The 19,799-nt window shown below is 60.2% G+C and carries 18 protein-coding genes and 1 pseudogene; 9 read left to right on the forward strand and 10 right to left on the reverse strand.

Features of this window, described 5'->3' with window-relative positions:
* Window positions 1-6 precede the first annotated feature (6 nt).
* Together pcaD and pcaC are read left to right on the forward strand one after the other, a co-directional pair.
* A complete protein-coding gene (gene pcaD, locus AC1D2P_RS11285; RefSeq protein ID WP_477758356.1) occupies window positions 7-798 on the forward strand; it encodes a 3-oxoadipate enol-lactonase in 792 nt (263 codons plus the stop codon).
* A 10-nt stretch (window positions 799-808) separates the two neighbouring features.
* Complete coding sequence (pcaC, locus tag AC1D2P_RS11290) at window positions 809-1,201, forward strand: 4-carboxymuconolactone decarboxylase (protein WP_046029390.1); 393 nt, start codon at window positions 809-811, stop codon at window positions 1,199-1,201.
* Window positions 1,202-1,337: 136 nt separating this feature from the next.
* Here the strand turns inward: pcaC and AC1D2P_RS11295 are convergent, their stop codons facing one another.
* The 4 genes from AC1D2P_RS11295 to AC1D2P_RS11310 form a co-directional block, all read right to left on the reverse strand.
* Window positions 1,338-2,597, reverse strand: a complete 1,260-nt coding sequence (locus AC1D2P_RS11295) for an OprD family porin (protein ID WP_477811429.1) — start codon at window positions 2,595-2,597, stop codon at window positions 1,338-1,340.
* Window positions 2,598-3,009: 412 nt separating this feature from the next.
* A complete protein-coding gene (emhC, locus tag AC1D2P_RS11300) occupies window positions 3,010-4,470 on the reverse strand; it encodes an efflux RND transporter outer membrane subunit EmhC (protein WP_046029392.1) in 1,461 nt (486 codons plus the stop codon).
* Window positions 4,467-7,631 (reverse strand): efflux RND transporter permease subunit EmhB, encoded by a 3,165-nt coding sequence (gene emhB / locus AC1D2P_RS11305; RefSeq protein WP_477811430.1) that lies wholly within the window; start codon window positions 7,629-7,631, stop codon window positions 4,467-4,469. The genes emhC and emhB overlap by 4 nt, the downstream gene beginning before the upstream one ends.
* A gap of 3 nt (window positions 7,632-7,634) precedes the next feature.
* Window positions 7,635-8,792: an efflux RND transporter periplasmic adaptor subunit gene (locus AC1D2P_RS11310; RefSeq protein WP_046029394.1), complete on the reverse strand. Its 1,158-nt coding sequence runs from the start codon at window positions 8,790-8,792 to the stop codon at window positions 7,635-7,637.
* A gap of 265 nt (window positions 8,793-9,057) precedes the next feature.
* Here AC1D2P_RS11310 and emhR point away from each other — a divergent pair, with 265 nt between their 5' ends.
* Window positions 9,058-9,690, forward strand: coding sequence for an efflux system transcriptional repressor EmhR (gene emhR / locus AC1D2P_RS11315; RefSeq protein ID WP_223523943.1), 633 nt, complete (start codon window positions 9,058-9,060; stop codon window positions 9,688-9,690).
* 244 nt (window positions 9,691-9,934) lie between these two features.
* Here the strand turns inward: emhR and AC1D2P_RS11320 are convergent, their stop codons facing one another.
* The 3 genes from AC1D2P_RS11320 to AC1D2P_RS11330 are packed head-to-tail and all read right to left on the reverse strand — an operon-like array spanning window position 9,935 to window position 12,510.
* Window positions 9,935-10,984, reverse strand: a complete 1,050-nt coding sequence (locus tag AC1D2P_RS11320; RefSeq protein ID WP_109788045.1) for an alkene reductase — start codon at window positions 10,982-10,984, stop codon at window positions 9,935-9,937.
* 21 nt (window positions 10,985-11,005) lie between these two features.
* A complete protein-coding gene (locus AC1D2P_RS11325) occupies window positions 11,006-12,172 on the reverse strand; it encodes an MFS transporter (RefSeq protein WP_477758358.1) in 1,167 nt (388 codons plus the stop codon).
* A 35-nt stretch (window positions 12,173-12,207) separates the two neighbouring features.
* Window positions 12,208-12,510 (reverse strand): ArsR/SmtB family transcription factor, encoded by a 303-nt coding sequence (locus tag AC1D2P_RS11330; RefSeq protein WP_046029399.1) that lies wholly within the window; start codon window positions 12,508-12,510, stop codon window positions 12,208-12,210.
* A 171-nt stretch (window positions 12,511-12,681) separates the two neighbouring features.
* Between AC1D2P_RS11330 and AC1D2P_RS11335 the strand changes: the two genes are divergently transcribed.
* The gene (locus tag AC1D2P_RS11335; protein ID WP_109788047.1) at window positions 12,682-13,251 is read left to right on the forward strand and encodes an acyl carrier protein phosphodiesterase; all 570 of its coding nucleotides are present in this window, start codon (window positions 12,682-12,684) and stop codon (window positions 13,249-13,251) included.
* A 107-nt stretch (window positions 13,252-13,358) separates the two neighbouring features.
* On the opposite strand, the gene AC1D2P_RS11340 is transcribed toward AC1D2P_RS11335, so the two are convergent.
* Both AC1D2P_RS11340 and olsB read right to left on the reverse strand, forming a co-directional pair.
* Entirely contained in the window at window positions 13,359-14,153 is a 795-nt protein-coding gene (locus AC1D2P_RS11340) for a lysophospholipid acyltransferase family protein (protein ID WP_109788048.1), read from the reverse strand.
* Window positions 14,153-14,908 (reverse strand): L-ornithine N(alpha)-acyltransferase, encoded by a 756-nt coding sequence (gene olsB, locus AC1D2P_RS11345; RefSeq protein WP_477758359.1) that lies wholly within the window; start codon window positions 14,906-14,908, stop codon window positions 14,153-14,155. Before olsB ends, AC1D2P_RS11340 begins: the two co-directional genes overlap by 1 nt.
* 154 nt (window positions 14,909-15,062) lie before the next feature.
* Here olsB and AC1D2P_RS11350 point away from each other — a divergent pair, with 154 nt between their 5' ends.
* From AC1D2P_RS11350 to AC1D2P_RS11370, 5 genes are all read left to right on the forward strand, one after another.
* Window positions 15,063-15,941, forward strand: coding sequence for an acyl-CoA dehydrogenase family protein (locus AC1D2P_RS11350; RefSeq protein WP_223523951.1), 879 nt, complete (start codon window positions 15,063-15,065; stop codon window positions 15,939-15,941).
* A 176-nt stretch (window positions 15,942-16,117) separates the two neighbouring features.
* On the forward strand, window positions 16,118-17,212 hold the full coding sequence (locus AC1D2P_RS11355) for a serine hydrolase domain-containing protein (protein ID WP_477758360.1): 1,095 nt from the start codon (window positions 16,118-16,120) through the stop codon (window positions 17,210-17,212).
* Window positions 17,209-17,538, forward strand: coding sequence for an amidase (locus AC1D2P_RS11360; protein ID WP_077430759.1), 330 nt, complete (start codon window positions 17,209-17,211; stop codon window positions 17,536-17,538). Before AC1D2P_RS11355 ends, AC1D2P_RS11360 begins: the two co-directional genes overlap by 4 nt.
* 237 nt (window positions 17,539-17,775) lie before the next feature.
* The gene (locus tag AC1D2P_RS11365; protein WP_109787366.1) at window positions 17,776-18,366 is read left to right on the forward strand and encodes a YceI family protein; all 591 of its coding nucleotides are present in this window, start codon (window positions 17,776-17,778) and stop codon (window positions 18,364-18,366) included.
* 1 nt (window position 18,367) lies between these two features.
* Complete coding sequence (locus AC1D2P_RS11370; RefSeq protein ID WP_046029409.1) at window positions 18,368-19,525, forward strand: phospholipase D-like domain-containing protein; 1,158 nt, start codon at window positions 18,368-18,370, stop codon at window positions 19,523-19,525.
* Window positions 19,526-19,565: 40 nt separating this feature from the next.
* Here AC1D2P_RS11370 and AC1D2P_RS11375 read toward each other — a convergent pair.
* Window positions 19,566-19,799, reverse strand: a pseudogene (locus AC1D2P_RS11375) (IS110 family transposase); the annotation flags it as partial.

Consider the following 19,799-nt stretch of genomic DNA (forward strand, 5'->3'; position numbering starts at 1 on the left):
ATTGCTGTGGCTTTTGTACAACTCGCCGAGGGCGAACTGCATTACCAATTGGATGGCCCGAAAGATGCGCCAGTGCTGGTGCTGTCCAACTCGTTGGGCACTGACCTGCATATGTGGGATGCGCAGATTGCGGCGTTCAGCGAGCATTTTCGCGTGCTGCGTTTCGACACCCGTGGTCACGGTCAATCGCTGGTGACGCCGGGGCCGTACAGCATCGAGCAACTGGGCCAAGACGTTTTGGCACTGCTGGATTCGCTGCACATCGAGCGTGCGCATTTCTGTGGTTTGTCCATGGGCGGTTTGATCGGCCAGTGGCTGGGGATCAACGCCGGACAGCGTTTGCATAAGCTGGCGGTGTGCAATACCGCCGCGAAAATCGGCGATCCGTCGATCTGGAACCCGCGCATTGAAACGGTGCTGCGCGACGGTCCAGCGGCCATGGTTGCCCTGCGCGATGCCTCGATTGCGCGCTGGTTTACCCCGGACTTCGCGCAGGCCAACCCGGCCGCGGCCAAGCGGATCACCGACATGCTCGCGGCCACTTCGCCTGAAGGTTATGCGGCCAATTGCGCAGCAGTGCGCGATGCCGATTTCCGTGATCAGTTGCCTTCGATCAAGGTACCGCTGCTGGTGATCGCCGGCACCGAAGACGCCGTGACACCGCCGTCCGGCGGGCACTTCATTCAAGAGCATGTGCAGGGCGCCGAGTACGCCGAGTTCTACGCTGCGCACTTGTCCAACGTCCAGGCCGGCGCAGCGTTCAGCGAGCGCGTCTTGGCGTTTTTGAACGCTCATTAAGGGGATTGTTGTGGACGAGAAACAACGTTACGACGAAGGCATGAAAGTCCGTCGCGCGGTGCTCGGCGACGCCCACGTCGACCGCAGCCTGAATGCCCTGACCGAGTTCAACTCGGAGTTTCAGGAGATGATCACCCGTCACGCCTGGGGTGACATCTGGACCCGTCCAGGCTTGCCACGCCACACCCGCAGCCTGATCACCATTTCCATGCTGATCGGCATGAACCGCAACGAAGAGCTGAAACTGCACCTGCGCGCCGCCGCCAACAATGGCGTGAGCCGTGGCGAGATCAAGGAAGTGATCATGCAGAGCGCGATCTATTGCGGCATCCCGGCGGCAAATGCGACGTTCCATCTGGCCGAGTCGGTTTGGGATGAGTTGGGAGTTGAATCCCGGGAGTGATCCCGGTGATTTGCGTTGATTGAACTAACGCCATCGCGGGCAAGCCCGCTCCCACAAAGTTTTATGTCATGCCCAAATCTTGGGACACACACAAAACCTGTGGTAGCGGGCTTGCCCGCGATGGCGTACTTGAGATTTACAGCAGGCTGATCGGGTAGCTGATGATCACCCGGTTCTCGTCGAACTCGTTGTTGCTGAAGTCGCGGCGAATGGTCGAGTTGCGCCATTTGACGTTGAGGTCCTTGAGCGCGCCGCTTTGTACGGTGTAGCCCAGCTCTGATTCGCGCCCCCATTCCTTGCCGTCGGTGATCGTGCCGGTGTGCACGTTATCGCCGCTGATGTAGCGGTTCATCAAGGTCAGGCCCGGTACGCCGAGTGCGACGAAGTTGTAGTCGTGGCGTACTTGCCAGGATTTCTCCTGGGCATTGTCGTAGCTGGAGTTGTAGCTGTCGTTGGCCAGGGTCCCGCCGCTGGTGCCGTTGACGCGCATCCAGGCGTTGTCGCCGGTGAGTTTTTGCAGGCCGACGTAGAAGGTGTTGCCGCCGTATTTGGCCGAGAACAGACTGTACATGGTTTTGTTGTCCAGCTCGCCGGCGCGGGCACTGCCGTCATCCTTGCCGTAGAAATAACCAAGGTTGGCACCCAGGGTCCAGTCGCCAATCGGTTGGTTGTGCGTCAGGTTGATGAATTGCTGGCTGTAAATGTCCTTGAGCTCGGCATTCCACAGGCCGACCTGGGTGCGCTTGTCGTTGAACACGTACTCGCCGCCCTGAAAGTTGAAACGGTCAGAGGTGAACGCGGCTTTGCCGGTCATCGACATGTCGTCCATGCTGCTGTCGTCCCGTGGGCTGTTCTGGCGGAACTGGCCGCCGTAGAGCGTCAGGCCATTGATTTCCTTCGACGTGATCTGCCCGCCACGGAAGGTTTGCGGCAGCGAACGACCGTCGTCCGAACGCAGGATCGGCAGCACTGGCATCCATTCGCCAACCTTCACTTCGGTCTGCGACAGCTTGGCTTTGAACGCGACGTTGGTGCGCCCGAAATTGTCCGCCGGGCGTCCGTCGTGATCCAGCGGCAGCAACTGCGTACCGCCAGTGCCTTTCCCGCCATCGAGTTTCACCGAGTAGAGCCCCAGCACATCCATGCCGAAACCGACGGTGCCCTGAGTGAAACCGGACTTGGCGTCGAGGATGAAGCTTTGTGTCCACTCTTCAGCCTTGCCCTGAGCCTTGGTCGGGTTGGTGAAGTTGCGGTTGATGTAGAAGTTGCGCAGGTTCAGGTTGACCTTGGCACCTTCGACAAAACCTGATTCCTCGGCCTGGGCGGGCAAGACCGCTGAGGCCACGGCGATGGCGATCAGGSCGGGAAACAAATACTGCGCGGTGGAAGGCTTCATGAGCTCGGGTCTCTCTAATTCTTGGGGATGAAACGGGGCGATGCCGCGACTTTTGAAGGTGCGGACAAATGATCGAAATATGAGGGTGAAACCTGAAGATCAGCCGGACAGGACAGGGCGTGGGGGCATGACATCGAACCTGTTGTTATTGGTTTTGTGGGGCGAATGGTGCGGTGAATGTACTGAATGGTTCAATCGGCGAAAGCGGGTTTTGGGCGATTATCGAACGTAACATTAGCCTGGTTTTTTGGGTGGCTGTACTGGCCACATCGCGGGCAAGCCCGCTTGTATGTTTAGACTTGAAGGGGTGGGAGCGGGCTTGCCCGCGATGAGGGCAGTGATCACGCCACACATTTTCCCGTAGCCAACAAAAAGCCCACCAATCGGTGGGCTTCTTGTGTTCACAGCGCTATCAGAACAACTTCATCTTCGGCGCTTCTTCTTTCAGCGGTTCGAGCTTGGCAGTCTGCGAATTCCAGCCACCACCCAACGCCTTGTACAGATTGACCGCGCTGACCAACTGCGCCAGACGGTCGGTGATCAGCACTTGTTGGGCGCTGAACAACTGACGCTGGGCATCGAGGAAGGTCAGGTTGCTGTCGACACCAATGAGGTAGCGACGTTGAGCCAGGCGGTAGTAGTCCTGGTTGGCGGTGACGAAGTCACGCTGGGCCTGCAACTGATCGGTGTAGGTCTGGCGGGCGGCCAAGCCGTCGGCGACTTCCTGGAAGGCCGTTTGAATGGACTTCTCGTAGTTCGCCACGCCGATGTCTTTCTGGATTTTCGAGTAATCCAGGCTGGCGCGCAGGCTGCCGGCGTTGAAGATCGGCAGGTTGATTTGCGGTTGGAACAACCAGGTGCCGGAACCGCCCTTGAACAGACCGGACAAGTCCGGGCTGAGCGTGCCAGCGTTGGCTGTCAGGCTGATGCTCGGGAAGAATGCAGCCCGTGCCGCGCCGATGTTGGCGTTGGCGGCCTTGAGGTTGTATTCGGCCTGGAGGATGTCCGGACGACGTTGCAGCAAGTCCGATGGCAGACCGGCTGGCACGTCGCTCAGCAAATCGTCAGACAGCGGCTTGGCTGCTTGCAGATTGGCCGGGATGCCAGTGCCGAGCAGCAGCACCAGGCTGTTTTCATCCTGCGCGACCTGACGGGTGTACTTCGCCAGTTGTGCCCGGGCGTTCTCTACCGAGGTCCGCGACTGAGCGAGGTCCAGCGCCGACGCTACACCGACTTCGGCGCTGCGCGCGGTGAGCTTGTAGCTCTCCTCGAACGCACCGAGGGTGTCCTGGGTGACTTTCAGCAGTTCCTTGTCGGCTTGCCAGGTCAGGTAGGCATTGGCCACGCTGGCCACCAGGCTGATCTGCGTGCTGCGACGACCTTCTTCAGTGGCGAAGTACTTCTGCAGCGCTTCTTCGCTCAGGCTGCGAACCCGACCAAACATATCGAGTTCATAGGCGCTGATGCCGACGGTGGCCGAGTACGAACTGACAATGCCTGACTGACCGGTCTGCGAAGAGTTTTCCGGAACGCGCTGGCGGTTGCCGCTGCCATTGGCCGATACGGCCGGGAACAGATCCGCACGCTGGATGCGGTATTGGGCCGCAAAGGCGTCGATGTTCAGGGCCGCGACACGCAGGTCCCGGTTGTTTTCCAAGGAAACCTGGATCAGCTGTTGCAGTGCCGGGTCATGGAAAAACTGCTTCCAGCCTTGCTCCGCAGCAGCCTGGCTCGGCGCCTGGGCCGGCGAGTACGCCGGACCTTGCGGGTATTGGCCCGCCACCGGTGCCTCAGGCTGCTGATAATCGGGTATCAGCGAGCAACCACCGAGCACGAACGCGGCGACGGCTAGGGAGAGTAGCGACTTGCTCATTGGCCAGCCTCTTTAGGAGTTTCAGTGGCGTCATCCTGGTCGACTATTTTGCGCTGACCGATGGACGACACAGTGACGAAGAACAGTGGGACCCAGAAGATCGCCAGAACGGTGGCGGTGATCATACCGCCAATCACGCCGGTGCCGATGGCATGCTGGCTACCGGAACCCGCACCCGTGGATATCGCCAGGGGTACCACACCGAGAACGAACGCGAGCGAGGTCATGATGATCGGTCGCAGACGCATGCGGCTGGCTTCGATCGCGGCATCGCGCAGGCTACGCCCTTGCTCATGCAGCTCCTTAGCAAATTCGACAATCAGAATGGCGTTTTTCGCCGCCAGACCGATAGTCGTCAACAGGCCCACCTGGAAGTACACGTCGTTGGACAGACCACGCAGGCTGGTCGCCATCAACGCACCGATGATCCCCAAAGGCACCACCAGCATCACCGCGATCGGGATCGACCAGCTTTCATACAGCGCTGCCAGGCACAGGAACACCATCAGCAACGACAGGGCGTACAACGCGGGCGCTTGCGAACCGGATAACCGTTCCTCGTACGACAGGCCGGTCCAGGAAATACCGACACCCGCCGGCAGTTTGGCGGCAATGGCCTCGACTTCGGCCATGGCTTCACCGGTGGAGTAGCCCGGCGCCGGGGAACCGAGGATTTCCATCGCTTCGACGCCGTTGTAACGGGCCAGCTTCGGCGAGCCGTAAATCCATTCACCCTTGGCAAACGCCGAGAACGGAACCATGGTGCCGGCGCTGTTGCGCACATACCATTTCTTCAGGTCTTCAGGGCTCATACGCGAGCCGGGCTGACCTTGCACGTAAACCTTCTTCACTCGACCACGATCGATGAAGTCGTTGACGTAGCTACTGCCCAGAGCAATCGACAGGGTGTTGTTGATGTCCGCGATGGTAATGCCCAGGGCACTGGCCTTCTCGTCATCGATTTCCAGTTGGTATTGCGGTTCATCGTTCAGGCCGTTCGGACGCACCTGAGTCAGAATCTTGCTTTGCGCTGCCATGCCGAGGAACTGGTTGCGCGCTTGCATCAGTTTTTCGTGACCGATACCGGCACGGTCTTGAAGGAACACGTCGAAACCGGTGGCGTTACCCAGTTCCAGTACCGCCGGTGGCGCGAAGGCAAACACCATGGCATCACGGAAGGTGAAGAAGTGCTGCTGGGCACGGGCCGCCACCTTGAACACGTTGTTGTCGGCGTTACGCTCGTCCCATGGACGGAGCATGATGAACGCCATACCCGAGCTCTGGCCACGACCGGCGAAGTTGAAGCCGGTGACGGTAAACACCGAGTTCACCGCATCGCCTTCACCGCCATCCTTACCCGGACGCAACAGGAATTCACGCATCTCGTCCACGACCACCTGGGTGCGCTGGGAGGTCGAACCGGCCGGCGTCTGCACCTGGGCGAACAGTACACCCTGGTCTTCTTCAGGCAGGAACGCCGTCGGGATACGAGTGAACAGCCAGATCATGCCAACAATGATGATGAGATAGGCCAGCAGGTACGGCGCCTTCTGGGTGAGCATATTGCCCACGCCGCGCTCGTAGCTTTTGACGCCACGGTCGAAGTTGCGGTTGAACCAGCCGAAGAAGCCGCGTTTTGGCATGCCGTGCTYACCCTTGGGAATAGGCTTGAGCATGGTGGCGCAAAGCGCCGGGGTGAAAATCAGAGCAACCAGAACCGAGAGCGCCATGGCCGAAACGATGGTGATCGAAAATTGCTTGTAGATCACGCCGGTGGAGCCGCTGAAGAATGCCATCGGCAGCAGAACCGCCGACAGCACCAGGGCGATACCCACCAATGCACCCTGGATCTGCCCCATCGATTTCTTGGTGGCTTCCTTGGGCGACAGGCCTTCTTCACTCATCACCCGCTCGACGTTTTCCACTACAACGATGGCGTCGTCTACCAGCAAGCCGATGGCCAGGACCATACCGAACATGGTCAGGGTGTTGATGCTGAAACCGGCTGCCGCAAGGATGCCGAACGTCCCCAGCAACACCACCGGCACGGTCATCGTGGTGATGATGGTGGCGCGGAAGTTTTGCAGGAACAGGAACATCACCAGGAACACCAGTGCGACCGCTTCGACCAGGGTGTGAACCACGCCCTTGATCGACTCGGTCACCACCGGAGTAGTGTCGTACGGGAACACCACTTCCATCCCTTGCGGGAAGAACGGCTTGAGGCTGTCGATGGTGGTGCGCAAGGCCTTGGCAGTATCGAGGGCGTTGGCGCCAGTGGCCAGCTTCACTGCCAGGCCGGACGCCGGAGCACCGTTGAACTGGGCGTTGATGCTGTAGTTTTCACCACCCAAACCGACATCGGCGACATCTTTCAAGCGAACCTGAGAGCCGTCCTTGTTGACCTTGAGCAGGATCTTGTCGAATTGCTCGGCGGTCTGCAGACGGGTCTTGCCGATAATCGTCGCGTTCAGCTGTGTGCCGGGCAGGGCAGGCAAGCCGCCGAGCTGGCCGGACGACACCTGGACGTTCTGCGCGGCGATGGCGGTTTTGACATCGATCGGGGTCAGGTTGAAGTTGTTCAACTTGGCCGGGTCGAGCCAGATACGCATGGCGTACTGGGAGCCGAATACCTGGAAGTCACCGACACCGGCGGTCCGCGAGATCGGGTCCTGCATGTTCGACACGATGTAGTTGGACAGGTCGTCCTTGGTCATGCTGCCGTCACGCGAGACCACACCGATCACCAACAGGAAGTTCTTCACTGCCTTGGTCACGCGGATACCTTGCTGCTGTACTTCTTGCGGCAGCAGCGGGGTGGCCAGGTTCAGCTTGTTCTGGACCTGAACCTGCGCGGTATCGGAGTTGGTACCTTGCTCGAAGGTCGCGGTGATGGTCATGGTGCCGTCGGAGTTACTTTCCGAGGACACATATCGCAGGTGGTCGATACCGTTGAGCTGTTGCTCGATCACCTGCACCACGGTGTCCTGTACGGTTTGTGCCGAAGCACCCGGATAGGCAACGGAAATGGCGATGGCCGGAGGCGCAATGCTCGGGTATTGGTTGATCGGCAACTTGAGGATCGATAGAGCCCCGACCAGCATGATCACCAGGGCAATTACCCAGGCGAAAATCGGACGGTCGATAAAAAATTTCGACATGGGTTACTCCCCTTTGCCGCTGGACGCCTTATCAGCTGTCTGTGCGGGGGCCGGGTTCTTTGTGCCAACGTTAGTCGCTTCACTGGCTTTGACTTCGATGCCAGGTTTGACGAATTGCAGCCCTTCGGTGATCAGGCGATCGCCTGCCTTCAAGCCATCTTCGATCAGCCATTGGTTGCCGACGGTGCGGTTGGCCTTGAGCTGACGCAGCTCGACTTTGTTGTCAGGACCAACGACCAGAGCGGTCGGGGTGCCTTTGAGGTCGCGCGTCACGCCTTGTTGCGGGGCCAGGATTGCTGCGGCGTTCACACCGGCCAACAATTGCGCGTGCACGAACATGCCCGGCAGCAGGGTGTGGTCAGGGTTGGGGAACACGGCGCGCAGGGTGACGGAACCTGTTGTCTGGTCAACCGAGACTTCGGAGAACTCGAGCTTGCCGTCCAGCTTGTACTCGCTGCCGTCTTCGAGGGTCAGCTTGACCTTCGCCGCGTTGTCGCCCGACTTTTGCAGGCGACCGCTTTCCAGTTCGCGGCGCAGTTGCAGCAACTCCACCGAAGACTGCGTCACGTCGACGTAGATCGGATCGAGTTGCTGGATCACCGCCATCGGGTCGGCCTGGCCGCTGGTGACCAGCGCGCCCTCGGTCACATTTGAGCGGCCGATACGACCGGTGAGCGGTGCGTAAACCTTGGTGTAACGCACGTTGATCTGGGCCGTTTGCAGGGCCGCTTCCGATTGCATCCGGTTAGACACGGCGGTGTCGTATTCCTGGCGGCTCACGGCTTGTTCGTTGACCAGTTGCTTGTAGCGGTCCGCGATCGACTTGGTCTGTTGCAGGTTGGCTTCTGCGCTTTTCAGCGTGGCGTCATAGACCGACGAATCGATTTGGTACAGCTGCTGGCCAATCTTGACGTCGCCGCCTTCCTTGAACATGCGCTTGAGAATGATGCCGTTCACCTGAGGGCGAACTTCGGCGATGCGGTACGCGCTGGTACGACCCGGAAGATCGGACGTCAGGGTGAAGGCTTGAGGTTGCAGGGTAACGACGCCGACCTGAGGAGGCGGTGCGGCTGGTGGCGCTTCTTCCTTTTTGCATCCGCTGAGCAGCGATGCCAAGGCGACGGCAGTGACCAGAGCGGTAACAGCTGGCTTGAATTGCATGAAAATCCTCGGGTCAGGCGCGCATCATGCGCACTAGAAAGGTGGAAGGTTAAAAATAGGGTGCTGAGTGGATAAGTAGCTTGCTAAGGAATATACTTACGTTCATGGTTGTTTGTAAACACCTTGGCTGCGTACCCGATTCATTACAAAAGCCGTTCAAAGCTTCGAATTGTAAGACGGGGACTGCGCCCAAGAGCGCTCGCTCCACTTTTATTCAGCTGATGTTCAGACATCGCTGAAGCATCCTGATTGAGGTTTTACTGCCATGGTCCGTCGTACCAAAGAGGAAGCTCAAGAAACCCGCAGCCAGATACTTGAAGCGGCAGAGAAAGCCTTTTATGAAAGGGGCGTGGCGCGCACGACGCTGGCGGACATCGCTACCCTGGCCGGCGTGACTCGCGGTGCTATCTACTGGCATTTCAGCAACAAGGCCGATCTGGTGCAGGCCATGTTGGATACCTTGCATGAGCCACTGGATGAATTGGCCAGGGCCAGTGAAAGCGAAGAGGAACTCGATCCGCTGGGCTGCATGCGCAAGCTGCTGATTCATTTGTTTCATCAAATTGCACTGGACCCGAAAACCCGACGCATTAATGAGATTTTGTTTCATAAGTGCGAATTCACCGATGAAATGTGTGACCTGCGTCAGCAGCGTCGAACGGCCAGCCTTGATTGCAATGTGCGCATCAGCCTGGCCCTGAGTAATGCCGTGAATCGGGGGCAAATGCCCGAAGACCTTGACACGGCGCGCGCTGCCATCAGCCTGCACGCTTACATCGATGGCATCCTGTACCAGTGGTTGCTGGCGCCCGACAGTTTTCAATTGCACACCGAAGCCGAACGCTGGGTCGAGGCCGGGCTGGACATGCTGCGCTTGAGCCCAAGCCTGTGCAAATGAAACAAAAGTCAGTCATTGGCTTCGTTTGTATCAACGATCAAGGCGGGCGCTGAATCCTTCGCCGGCTCGATTTATGGCCAGGGGTGCTTTTATATACGGACGCTCGCCAGGTTGACAGGTAGCGAGCTACGTATTTTGTAGGGAAATTGTGTCTTGGGTGTGAATGAGCGTGAGCACTCCACTCCGAAAACCCAAAAGCCCCGGCTCTCACGAGTCGGGGCTTTTGCATTTCAATGGCTAACGTTTACAGCGTCGGATAGTCGATGTAGCCAACCGCGCCTTTGCCGTAGAACAACTCCGGACGCGCTTCGTTCAGCGGCGCGTCGGCCTTCAAGCGGGCAGGCAAGTCAGGGTTGGCAATGAACGGCACACCGAAGGCGACCGCATCGGCCTTGCCGCTGGCCAGCCACGCGTTGGCGCTGTCCTTGGTGAAGCGTTCGTTGATGATGTACGGGCCGCCGAACGCTTCTTTCAATTGTGGACCAAGGCTGTCGCCGGCTTCTTTTTCGCGCGAGCAGATGAACGCGATACCGCGCTTGCCCAGTTCGCGGGCGACGTAGGTGAAGGTTTCTGCCAGGTTGTCGTCGCCCATGTCATGGGAATCGGCGCGCGGTGCCAGGTGCACACCGACACGGCCGGCGCCCCAGACTTCGATGGCCGCGTCGGTCACTTCCAGCAGCAGGCGCGCACGGTTTTCCAGGGAGCCGCCGTAATTGTCAGTGCGCTGGTTGGTGCTGCTTTGCAGGAACTGGTCGAGCAGGTAACCGTTGGCACCGTGGATCTCGACACCGTCAAAACCAGCGGCTTTGGCGTTCTCGGCACCGGTGCGGTAAGCGTCGACGATGTCGGCGATTTCTGCGGTTTCCAGGGCCCGCGGCGTCGGGTAGTCAGCCAATGGGCGAACCAGGCTGACGTGGCCTTTAGGCTGGATGGCGCTCGGTGCGACCGGTGCTTCGCCGTTCAGGTACGAGGAGTGCGAAACCCGGCCGACGTGCCACAATTGCAGGAAGATCTTGCCGCCCGCGCCGTGGATTGCCTTGGTCACGTTGGCCCAGCCACGTACCTGGTCGTTGGACCAGATGCCCGGGGTGTCCGGGTAGCCGACGCCCATTGGCGTGACCGAGGTGGCTTCGCTGAGGATCAGGCCCGCGGAGGCGCGCTGGACGTAGTATTCGGCCATCAGCGCGTTCGGCACGCGGCCTTCGTCGGCGCGGCAGCGGGTCAGCGGTGCCATGATGATGCGGTTGGCCAACTCAACGTCGCCCAGTTTGATCGGATCGAAAATAGTCGTCATGAAGTAGCTCTCTTATGGAGATCAGTTGGTAGCAGGTGCCAGTTCGGGATTGCCGCTCTGACGGAAAGTAATCAGGGTCACCAGCAGGGCGAGTACCGCCAGTGCCGCTGCGGCGAGTGGCACGCTGGTCAGGCCGAAGCCGTGGGCGATGACGCTGCCGCCGACCCAGGCACCGAGTGCGTTGCCGATGTTGAAGGCGCCGATGTTCAGGGTCGACACCAGGTTCGGTGCCGCTTTGCCGAAGGTCACCACGTTCACTTGCAGGGCGGGTACGGCGGCAAAACACGCCGTGGCCCAGAGGAACAGGGTGATTTCGGTCGGGATCAGCGCAACGCTGGTCCACGTCAGTACGGTGGAGACCACGGCCATGGTGATGAACACGCCGATCAGCGTCGCGGCCATGCCTTTGTCAGCCAGTTTGCCGCCGATGATATTGCCGACGGTCAGGCCCAGGCCGATGAGCATCAACGTCCAGGTCACGCCACGGGGCGAGACGCCGGTGACTTCGCCCAGCAGCGGCGCGACATAGGTGAACAGGGTGAAGACCGAGGCGGCGAACAGCGCCGTCATGCTCAGGGACAACCAGATCCCGGCACCCTTGAGGGCTGCGAGCTCGGCGCGCATGTCGAGTTTTTCTTCGTCGCGCTTGGCCGGCAGGAAGCGGATCAGGCCGATCAGGGCAATGACACCGATCACGGTCACAGCCCAGAAAGTCGAACGCCAGCCGGCTTGCTGACCCAGCGCAGTACCCAGCGGCACACCGAGCACGTTTGCCAGGGTCAGACCGGTGAACATCAACGCCACGGCCGACGCACGTTTGTTGGCCGGCACCAGGCCTGCTGCCACCACCGAACCGATACCGAAAAAGGCACCGTGGCAGAGCGCGGTGACGACTCGCGCAAACATCAACACGTTGTAGTCACTGGCCAGGGCGCAGAGCAAGTTGCCGATGATGAAAATGCCCATCAACGCGATCAGCGCAGCCTTGCGCGGCAGCCTGGCGGTGGCCAGTGCCATGAACGGCGCACCAATGGCCACGCCCAAGGCGTAACCGGTCACCAACCAGCCGGCGCCGGGGATCGACACGCCGAGATCCGCCGCCACGTCGGGCAGCAGGCCCATGATGACGAATTCGGTGGTGCCGATGGCGAAGGCGCTCAAGGCCAGGATGAGGAGCGAGAGGGGCATTGTTGAATTCCTTTTGGGCTGGCTGACGTTAAGGGTCAGAGCTCTTTACTGAAGGTTTTGAGGAACTCCTGAATGGTTTCCTCATTACGTTTGAAAAAATGCCACTGGCCGACTTTGCGGCTGCTGATCAGGCCGGCGCGTTGCAGGGTGGCCAGGTGCGCGGACACCGTGGACTGCGACAGGCCGCAACGTTGATCGATCTGCCCGGCGCAAACGCCGTGCTCGTTGCTGTGGGACTGGTCAGGGAATTCGACGGTCGGGTCTTTGAGCCAGTGCAGGATTTCTCGCCGTACCGGGTGTGCCAGGGCTTTTATTATTTCGTCGAGGTCAAGGTTCATGGTCGGGGGCTCGTGATGTGTAAAACGCTATATCGCGATGAAGCGAACTTTAAATCGGTATTTCGCGATATACCAATACGCATTCGATCTGATGACCGTGTAAATCGGTATATCGGGTTATAACGATGCGTTGGGTGTAAAGAAACAAAGGCGCAGTGCTAAGCTGCGCCCATGAACTATCTCGCACATCTTCACCTTGGTGGCCAGCGTCCCGGCCAATTGCTCGGCAGTCTGTATGGCGATTTCGTCAAAGGACGGTTGCAGGGGCAGTTTGAACCCGATGTCGAAGCAGCCATCCAGCTGCATCGCAGCATTGACGTGTTTACGGATCGCCATCCGCTGGTGGATGCCTCGTTGTCGCGGTTCTCCACGACGCGCCGGCGTTACGCCGGGATCGTGCTCGATGTGTTTTTCGACCATTGCCTGGCACGGGACTGGACGCTATACGCCGATCGGCCGCTGGAACTGTTCACGTCAGATGTGTACCGGATACTGACCGCCGAGCCGCAATTGCCGGAACGCCTGGCCAGGATCGCACCGCACATGGTGGCCAATGACTGGTTGGGTTCTTACCGGGAATTCGAGGTGCTGGAGCAGGTGCTGCGGGGGATTTCTCAGCGGTTGACCCGACCTGAGGAACTGGCGGGGGCGATGCAGGAATTGCGACGGTTGTATGAACCGTTGAGCGAGGACTTCAGGTTGTTCTACCCACAACTCCAGGATTTCGCCCAAAACCGCTGACACAAATTTTGTAGGAGCAGAGCTTGCTCGCGATGAACGATAACGCGGTCATCAGTCAAACCGCGGTGCCCCAATCGCGAGCAAGCTTTGCTCCTACAGAAAAGCGGTTAGGCGGCGATCAGTTCGCCAGCACGACGCGGTTCGGCAGGTTTCGCCACTTCACCAAACAACGCCTTCTGCACCGCCTGCTGCGCTTCGAACGCCAGCGCCGCGCGCTCGCGACCTTCGCAAGCAATCGGCTTGAGCAGGTGAATCTCCACATCCCCCCGGTCGTTGGCGAACAAACGCATCAAGTGCGAGAGCAAATCATCATCGCCAATGAACGGTGCCAGCGTGTCGAGTTGACCGTCACGCAGGTAACGGATCGCCACCGGTTGCAGTTGCACCTCGGAATCAATCGCCGCTGACAGCAAGCGACCATGGAAGGTGCGCAGCGAACGRCCATCGGTGGTGGTGCCTTCCGGGAACATCAACAGCGGATGCGCTTGTTCCAGGTGGCGGGTCATTTGTTTGCGGATCAACTGGCTGTCACCCGAGCCACGACGGATAAACAGACTGCCGGCCTTGGCTGCCAACCAACCGGCGACCGGCCAGGTGCGCACTTCGGCCTTGGACAGAAACGACAACGGCGTGAGCATGCCCAGCAGCGGGATGTCGGTCCAGGACACGTGATTGCTGACCCAGAGCATCGGTTGCTTGGGCAGTTCACCATGAACGGTGACCTGGAAGGGCAGGGCATTGCTCAACCGCGCCATGAAAAATCGCGACCAGCGCTGGCGGCGGACCATCGAATGGGCGATGCCCATACGCTCGAAAGCCCCAAATATACTGGCCATGCTCAAACCCAGTGCGACCACGACAAGCACTCGCGCAATCCGCGCGTACACCCGCAAACGGATCATCACATGGCCGCCTTGAAGTGCTTGGCGTAACGCGGGCAGAGTTCGTCGCGCTTGAGCAGGATGAAGACATCGGCCACCTGGAAGTCTTCGTCCCAGCACGGCTCGCCGCAGATTTTCGCGCCCAGGCGCATGTAGGCCTTGAGGAGCGGGGGCATTTCGGCGATGACGTTGGAAGGAATATCCAGGGTCGGCAGTGGCTTTTTCGGTTCGGCGCGCAGGTGTTCGGTGCACAGGTAGCGTTCGCGCAAACGCTGCATGATCGCGTGGGCCTGGATGCCGCCGTCCTGCATTGGAATGCTCGCGCAGCCCATCAAATAGCTGTAGCCGCCCTGATTCAACACCTCGGCCAGTTCGCCCCACAGCACCGCGATGGTGCCGCCGTTGCGGTACGCCGGGTCGACACAGGTGCGGCCGATTTCCAGAATCGGGCCTTTGAGGTGAACCAGGCCATGCAGGCTGAATTCTTCTTCGCTGTAGAACTTGCCCAGGCTGCTGGCCGCCGTGTGATCGAGTAAACGTGTGGTCGCCACCAGACGTCCGGTGTTCAAGTCACGCACGCCAATGTGGGTGCAGTGAACATCATAGTCATCCATGTCCAGACCCAACTCTGCGCCCTTCAGCTTGGCGTTGAACTCGCCGCTGAACACGTTGAAGCGTAAGGCCTGGGCTTCCTGCAAGGCTTGGCTGCCGATCAGGCGTTCGGCTTGCAGGCGGCGGTCGTTGCCGGTGTCGCGGATGCGGGCGATCTGAGTCATGGCGATTCTCCGTGCGGGCTGCTCACCCGTCTTGGGTTACAGCGGATCGACTTTCTTTATGCAGCCGTTTTGTGCAAGGTCAGGCTATGTAGCCCCGGTGTCATCGCCATTAAGCTTTGGTGATGCTTATATGACAGCCCACGAGGAGCCTCTTATGCCCTGGCAAAACCTGTTGAACCGTCACGACCGCCTGCCCGCCAACCCGGATCTGGCGGAAGGTTTCGTGACCTTGTTGCACCAGTTGGGCACGGTGACGCCGTTTGAGTTGGCCGTCGCTGGCGGGCGTTTGATGGCGACGCCGGGGCTGGCATTTCTGGTGGGGTATCAGGCGGCGTTGCGCATGCTCTGGCCGAGCGCACCGTTGAGCCTCGGCGCGTTGTGTGCAACCGAACAGCGCAGCCTGCGACCGGCAGACATGCAAACCCGCCTTACCGACCTGCGCCTGAGCGGGCGCAAGGATTTCGTCACGGCCGGTGATGCCGCGGAATGGCTGCTGATCGCTGCACGCAGCGAAGAAACCGGTGAATCGCCGCGCCTGAGCCTGGCGGTGGTCTATCCCGGCGAACCGGGCGTACGTCTGGAAAAACTCCCGGCGATCCCATTGATGCCGGACATCAGCCATGGCCGGTTGTTTCTCGACAACACCCTGTGCGAGTTGCTGGCGGGGGATGGCTGGGATGCGTACGTCAAACCGTTCCGCACCCTTGAAGACGTTTATGTGCTGAGTGCGATGACGTCGTGGCTGTATGGCGTCGGCCAGGACTGCGACTGGCCGCAAGCCTTGCAGTTGCGGTTACTGGCGTTGCTGGCCGGGTGCGCGGAAGCCAGCCGTCAGGCACCGAACAATGCCGCCGGGCATGTATTGCTGGGCGGGTTGTTTGCACAATTCGACGGGCTCAAGGCCGAGATTGATCAGGCAATGGCCGATGGTCCGGCGCATTGGGCGCAGATGTGGCAGCGCGATCGGGCGGTGATGGATCTGGCTGCGGGCGCGCGGGGGAAGCGGTTGGCCAAGGCACTCGCGGTGAACTGACGGGCCTCATCGTCGGAACGCCGCCATCGCGAGCAAGCCCGGCTCCTACAGTGGAATGCATTCCAAACTGTAGGAGCCGGGCTTGCTCGCGATGGCGGCCTCAAGGCCAATACAAATCCCAAAACTGTCATCAACCTCAACTAGGCTCAGCACGTTAATCCCTCCGAGCCCCTGCCATGTTCAAAGGCTTGTCCCTGACTTTCATGCTGTTGCTCAGCCTCCCGGCCCACGCCGAAAACTGGCCCGGCGAGCAATGGTCGAACGGCCCGACGGTTACCGGGCCGGCGCTTCAAGCCCTGGAAACCTACGCCTTCCCACCCCGCGACGACAGCACCCGAAAAGGCATTCGCACCGATGCGTTGCTGGTGATCCGCGACGGCCAATTGATCTACGAACGCTACGCCGGCCCGGCCCGCGCCGACACGCCACACTTGACCTGGTCGATCAGCAAAAGCCTCATGGCCACGGTGCTGGGCGTGGCCTATGGCGAAGGCCTGTTCAAACTCCAGGACCCGGTGCAGACGTTTTATCCGCCGATGAAACAACACCCCGGCGTGACCATGGCCGACCTGCTGCACTGGGCCTCGGGACTGGACTGGCAGGAAGACTACGAGTACGCCCCGTTGAAATCCTCGGTGGTGGCCATGCTCTACACCCGTGGCCATCAGGACATGGCTGCGTTCACTGCCGATCACCCTGAATACGCCACACCCGGTCAGGCCTTTCGCTATTCCAGTGGTGAAAGCAACCTGCTCTCCGCCGCGCTGAAAAACATCGTCGGCCCTGCCCGTTACCCGGACTATCCATGGACCGCACTGTTCGAGCCGCTAGGTATTCGCCATGCCGTTTGGGAAACCGATGCCACGGGCACCTTCGTCGCTTCGTCTTACGTCTACCTCACGGCTCGCGATCTGGCGCGGGTCGGTTTGTTGATGGCGCGCGACGGGCGCTGGCAGGGGCGCCAATTACTGCCCCGGGATTGGGTCGCCTTCAATCGCGAACCGTTCGCCCACTATCAAGCCCATCAGGATGACAGCGTGCCCGGTGGTCAGTGGTGGCTCAATCGTGCGGTGGCGGGCGCGCCACAACCCTGGCCTGATGCTCCCGCCGATACTTTCGCCGCGCTGGGACATTGGGGCCAGGCAATGTACGTAATCCCCAGCGAAAACCTGGTGATCGTGCGCTATGGCGATGATCGCGACGGCAGCTATCGGCACAACGATTTGCTCAAACTCACGCTCAAGGCGTTTGCCCAACAGGTGCAGCCATGAGCCGCCAAAGTGTTGTTCGCCGCCGACCGTTGAGCACGTTGCTGGTGATCCTGCTGATCGCCTTGCTCGGCTGGGGCTGGCAGGAGCGGGTGGCGCTGTGGGCATTCCCCGACATCATCAGCGCCTACACCGCCAAGGAATATTGCTCGTGCCGGTATGTAATGAACAACGAGACCGAGTATTGCCGCAGCTATGTAAAGCAGTGGCTGCCCACCAGCCGCTTCGTCGATGACTCTGCCAGCAAACGCATCACGGTCAGCGGCATGGGCCGCACCCACAGCGCCGCGTGGGTCGGCGAACGCCAGGGCTGCCGCCTGAATCCCTGACTCCCACGAACCTTTGTAGCAGCTGCCGAAGGCTGCGTCGGCCGGTCCGCGCTCGGGCGAAGCCGTCGTAAAACCAGGCGCCGCGGTACTTCAGGTTGCCCCCGGTAGGCAGGGTTTGACGACTGCTGCGCCCGAGCGCGGACCGGCCGACGCAGGCTTCGCCAGCTGCTACAGGCTTGCATCTTGCTCACGGACGGTTAAGGTTCAGCACAGGTTTATCTGCCCCCATGAGTCTTTATGTTCAACCGCTTCCACGCCAAAACCTTCGCCTTCCTGCTGTTGGCCGGTGCCACGCTGTCGGCCCACGCCGATTGGTACCTGGACGGCGAGTCTTCGCGGCTGTCGTTCGTCAGCACCAAAAACGCCAACATCTCTGAAGTGCAGCGCTTTCTGGTGTTGCACGGCAAGGTCGATCCCAATGGCCTGGCCGAAGTGGAAGTGGAGCTGGAATCGGTGAACAGTGGCGTTCCATTGCGCGATGAACGCATGCGCAAGCAGCTGTTCGAGATTGAGAAATTTCCCGAAGCACTGATCACCGCGCAGATCGATCTGCGCCCGATCAACGATCTCGCGCCCGGTGCGCAGTTGGAGTTGCGTTTGCCGCTGACCGTCAACCTTCACGGTAAAACCCACGAGTACAACGCCGAACTGCTGGCGACGCGGCTCGATGACCGGCGATTTCAGGTGGTGACACTGGAGCCACTGGTGATCAATGCCGAAGACTTTGATCTGGTACCCGGACTGGAAGCGCTGCGCAAGCTCGCCGATTTGTCGGCCATCAGTCTGTCGGTACCGGTGGGTGCGGTACTGATTTTCACGGCGCGCTGACATGGCCGGTGCAATTTTCCCCTGGCGTGAAGGCAACCACTTTGAACTGCTGGTCGACGGTCCGCAGTTCTTCCCGCGCATGTTGGTCGCGATTGCCCGCGCCGAAGAACAGGTCGAGTTGGAGCTGTATCTGGTCGAGGCCGGTGCCTGCGCCGAAGCCATGGTCCAGGCACTGGTCCAGGCGGCTGAGCGTGGTGTTCGCGTGCGCTGCCTGTTCGATGATTACGGCAGCCTGGCGTTCACGCTGACTTTGCGTCAGCGTCTGACGGCGGCCGGGGTCGAACTGCGTTTCTACAATCGCCTGAACTGGCGGCGCTGGGTCGGCAACTTCTACCGCGATCACCGCAAGCTGTTGCTGGTGGATCAGAGCCTGGCCGTGGTCGGTGGCACGGGCGTCACCGACGAGTTCTGGACGCCGGGTGAAGACACCAGCGAATGGCATGAAGTCATGGTGGAAATCACCGGGCCCTTGGTCATCGACTGGCAGTTGCTGTTCGATCGCCAATGGATCGCCAACCGCCATCGGCGTGCCTGGAAACCGGCCTCGCATTTCGGCTTGCCGCGTCTGCCGCGAGTGCCGTCGATGGGCGAGGGCATGGGCCGGGTGGCCTATGCCGACGCCCGTCAGCATCGCGATATTCTGCAATCGCTGATCAGGGCGTTGAACAGCGGCCAGCGCCGGATCTGGCTGGCGACCCCGTACTTCCTGCCGACCTGGAAAGTCCGCCGTTCGTTACGCCGGGCCGCGGCCCGGGGTGTCGATGTGCGCTTGCTGCTCACCGGACCGCGCACCGATCACCCCTCGGTGCGCTACGCAGGGCATCGCTACTACCCGCGATTGCTCAAGGCCGGCGTGAAGATTTTTGAATACCAGCCGTGTTTCCTGCACCTGAAAATGGTCTTGATCGATGACTGGGTGAGCATCGGCTCGTGCAATTTCGATCACTGGAATCTGCGCTTCAACCTTGAAGCCAACCTTGAAGCGCTGGACCCTGGGCTAACGCGGGCTGTGGCGGGGAGTTTCGAGCGCGACTTTGCGCAGAGCCTGGAAGTCAGCCTCGAAGAATGGCAACGCCGGCCACTGTGGAAGCGGATCAAGCAACGGATCTGGGGATGGGTGGATCGGGTGGTGGTGAATTTGCTGGGTGGCCGGGGTTAGTGCTTACTCAGCCACACCCAAAAAACCACTGTGGGAGATTCTATGTTGCAGGGGAACCCTGCAGCCTTAAATTTGGCTGGTATTCGCTCTGGTTTTTCATGAGAGCGAATGCCACCCGGCATAGCTTGCGGGCGAGGATCACCAGGGCTTGGGTTTTTGCCAAGCCTCTGACGAGATAGGACTCATAGTACGGTTTCCAGGTGGCAGACCGACAAGCCGCCATCGCCGCGTTGTGAGCCAGGCGCCGCAGCTCCGTATCGCCTTTTTTGGACAG

The sequence above is a fragment of the Pseudomonas sp. P1_F1_2 genome, from assembly GCF_056405815.1.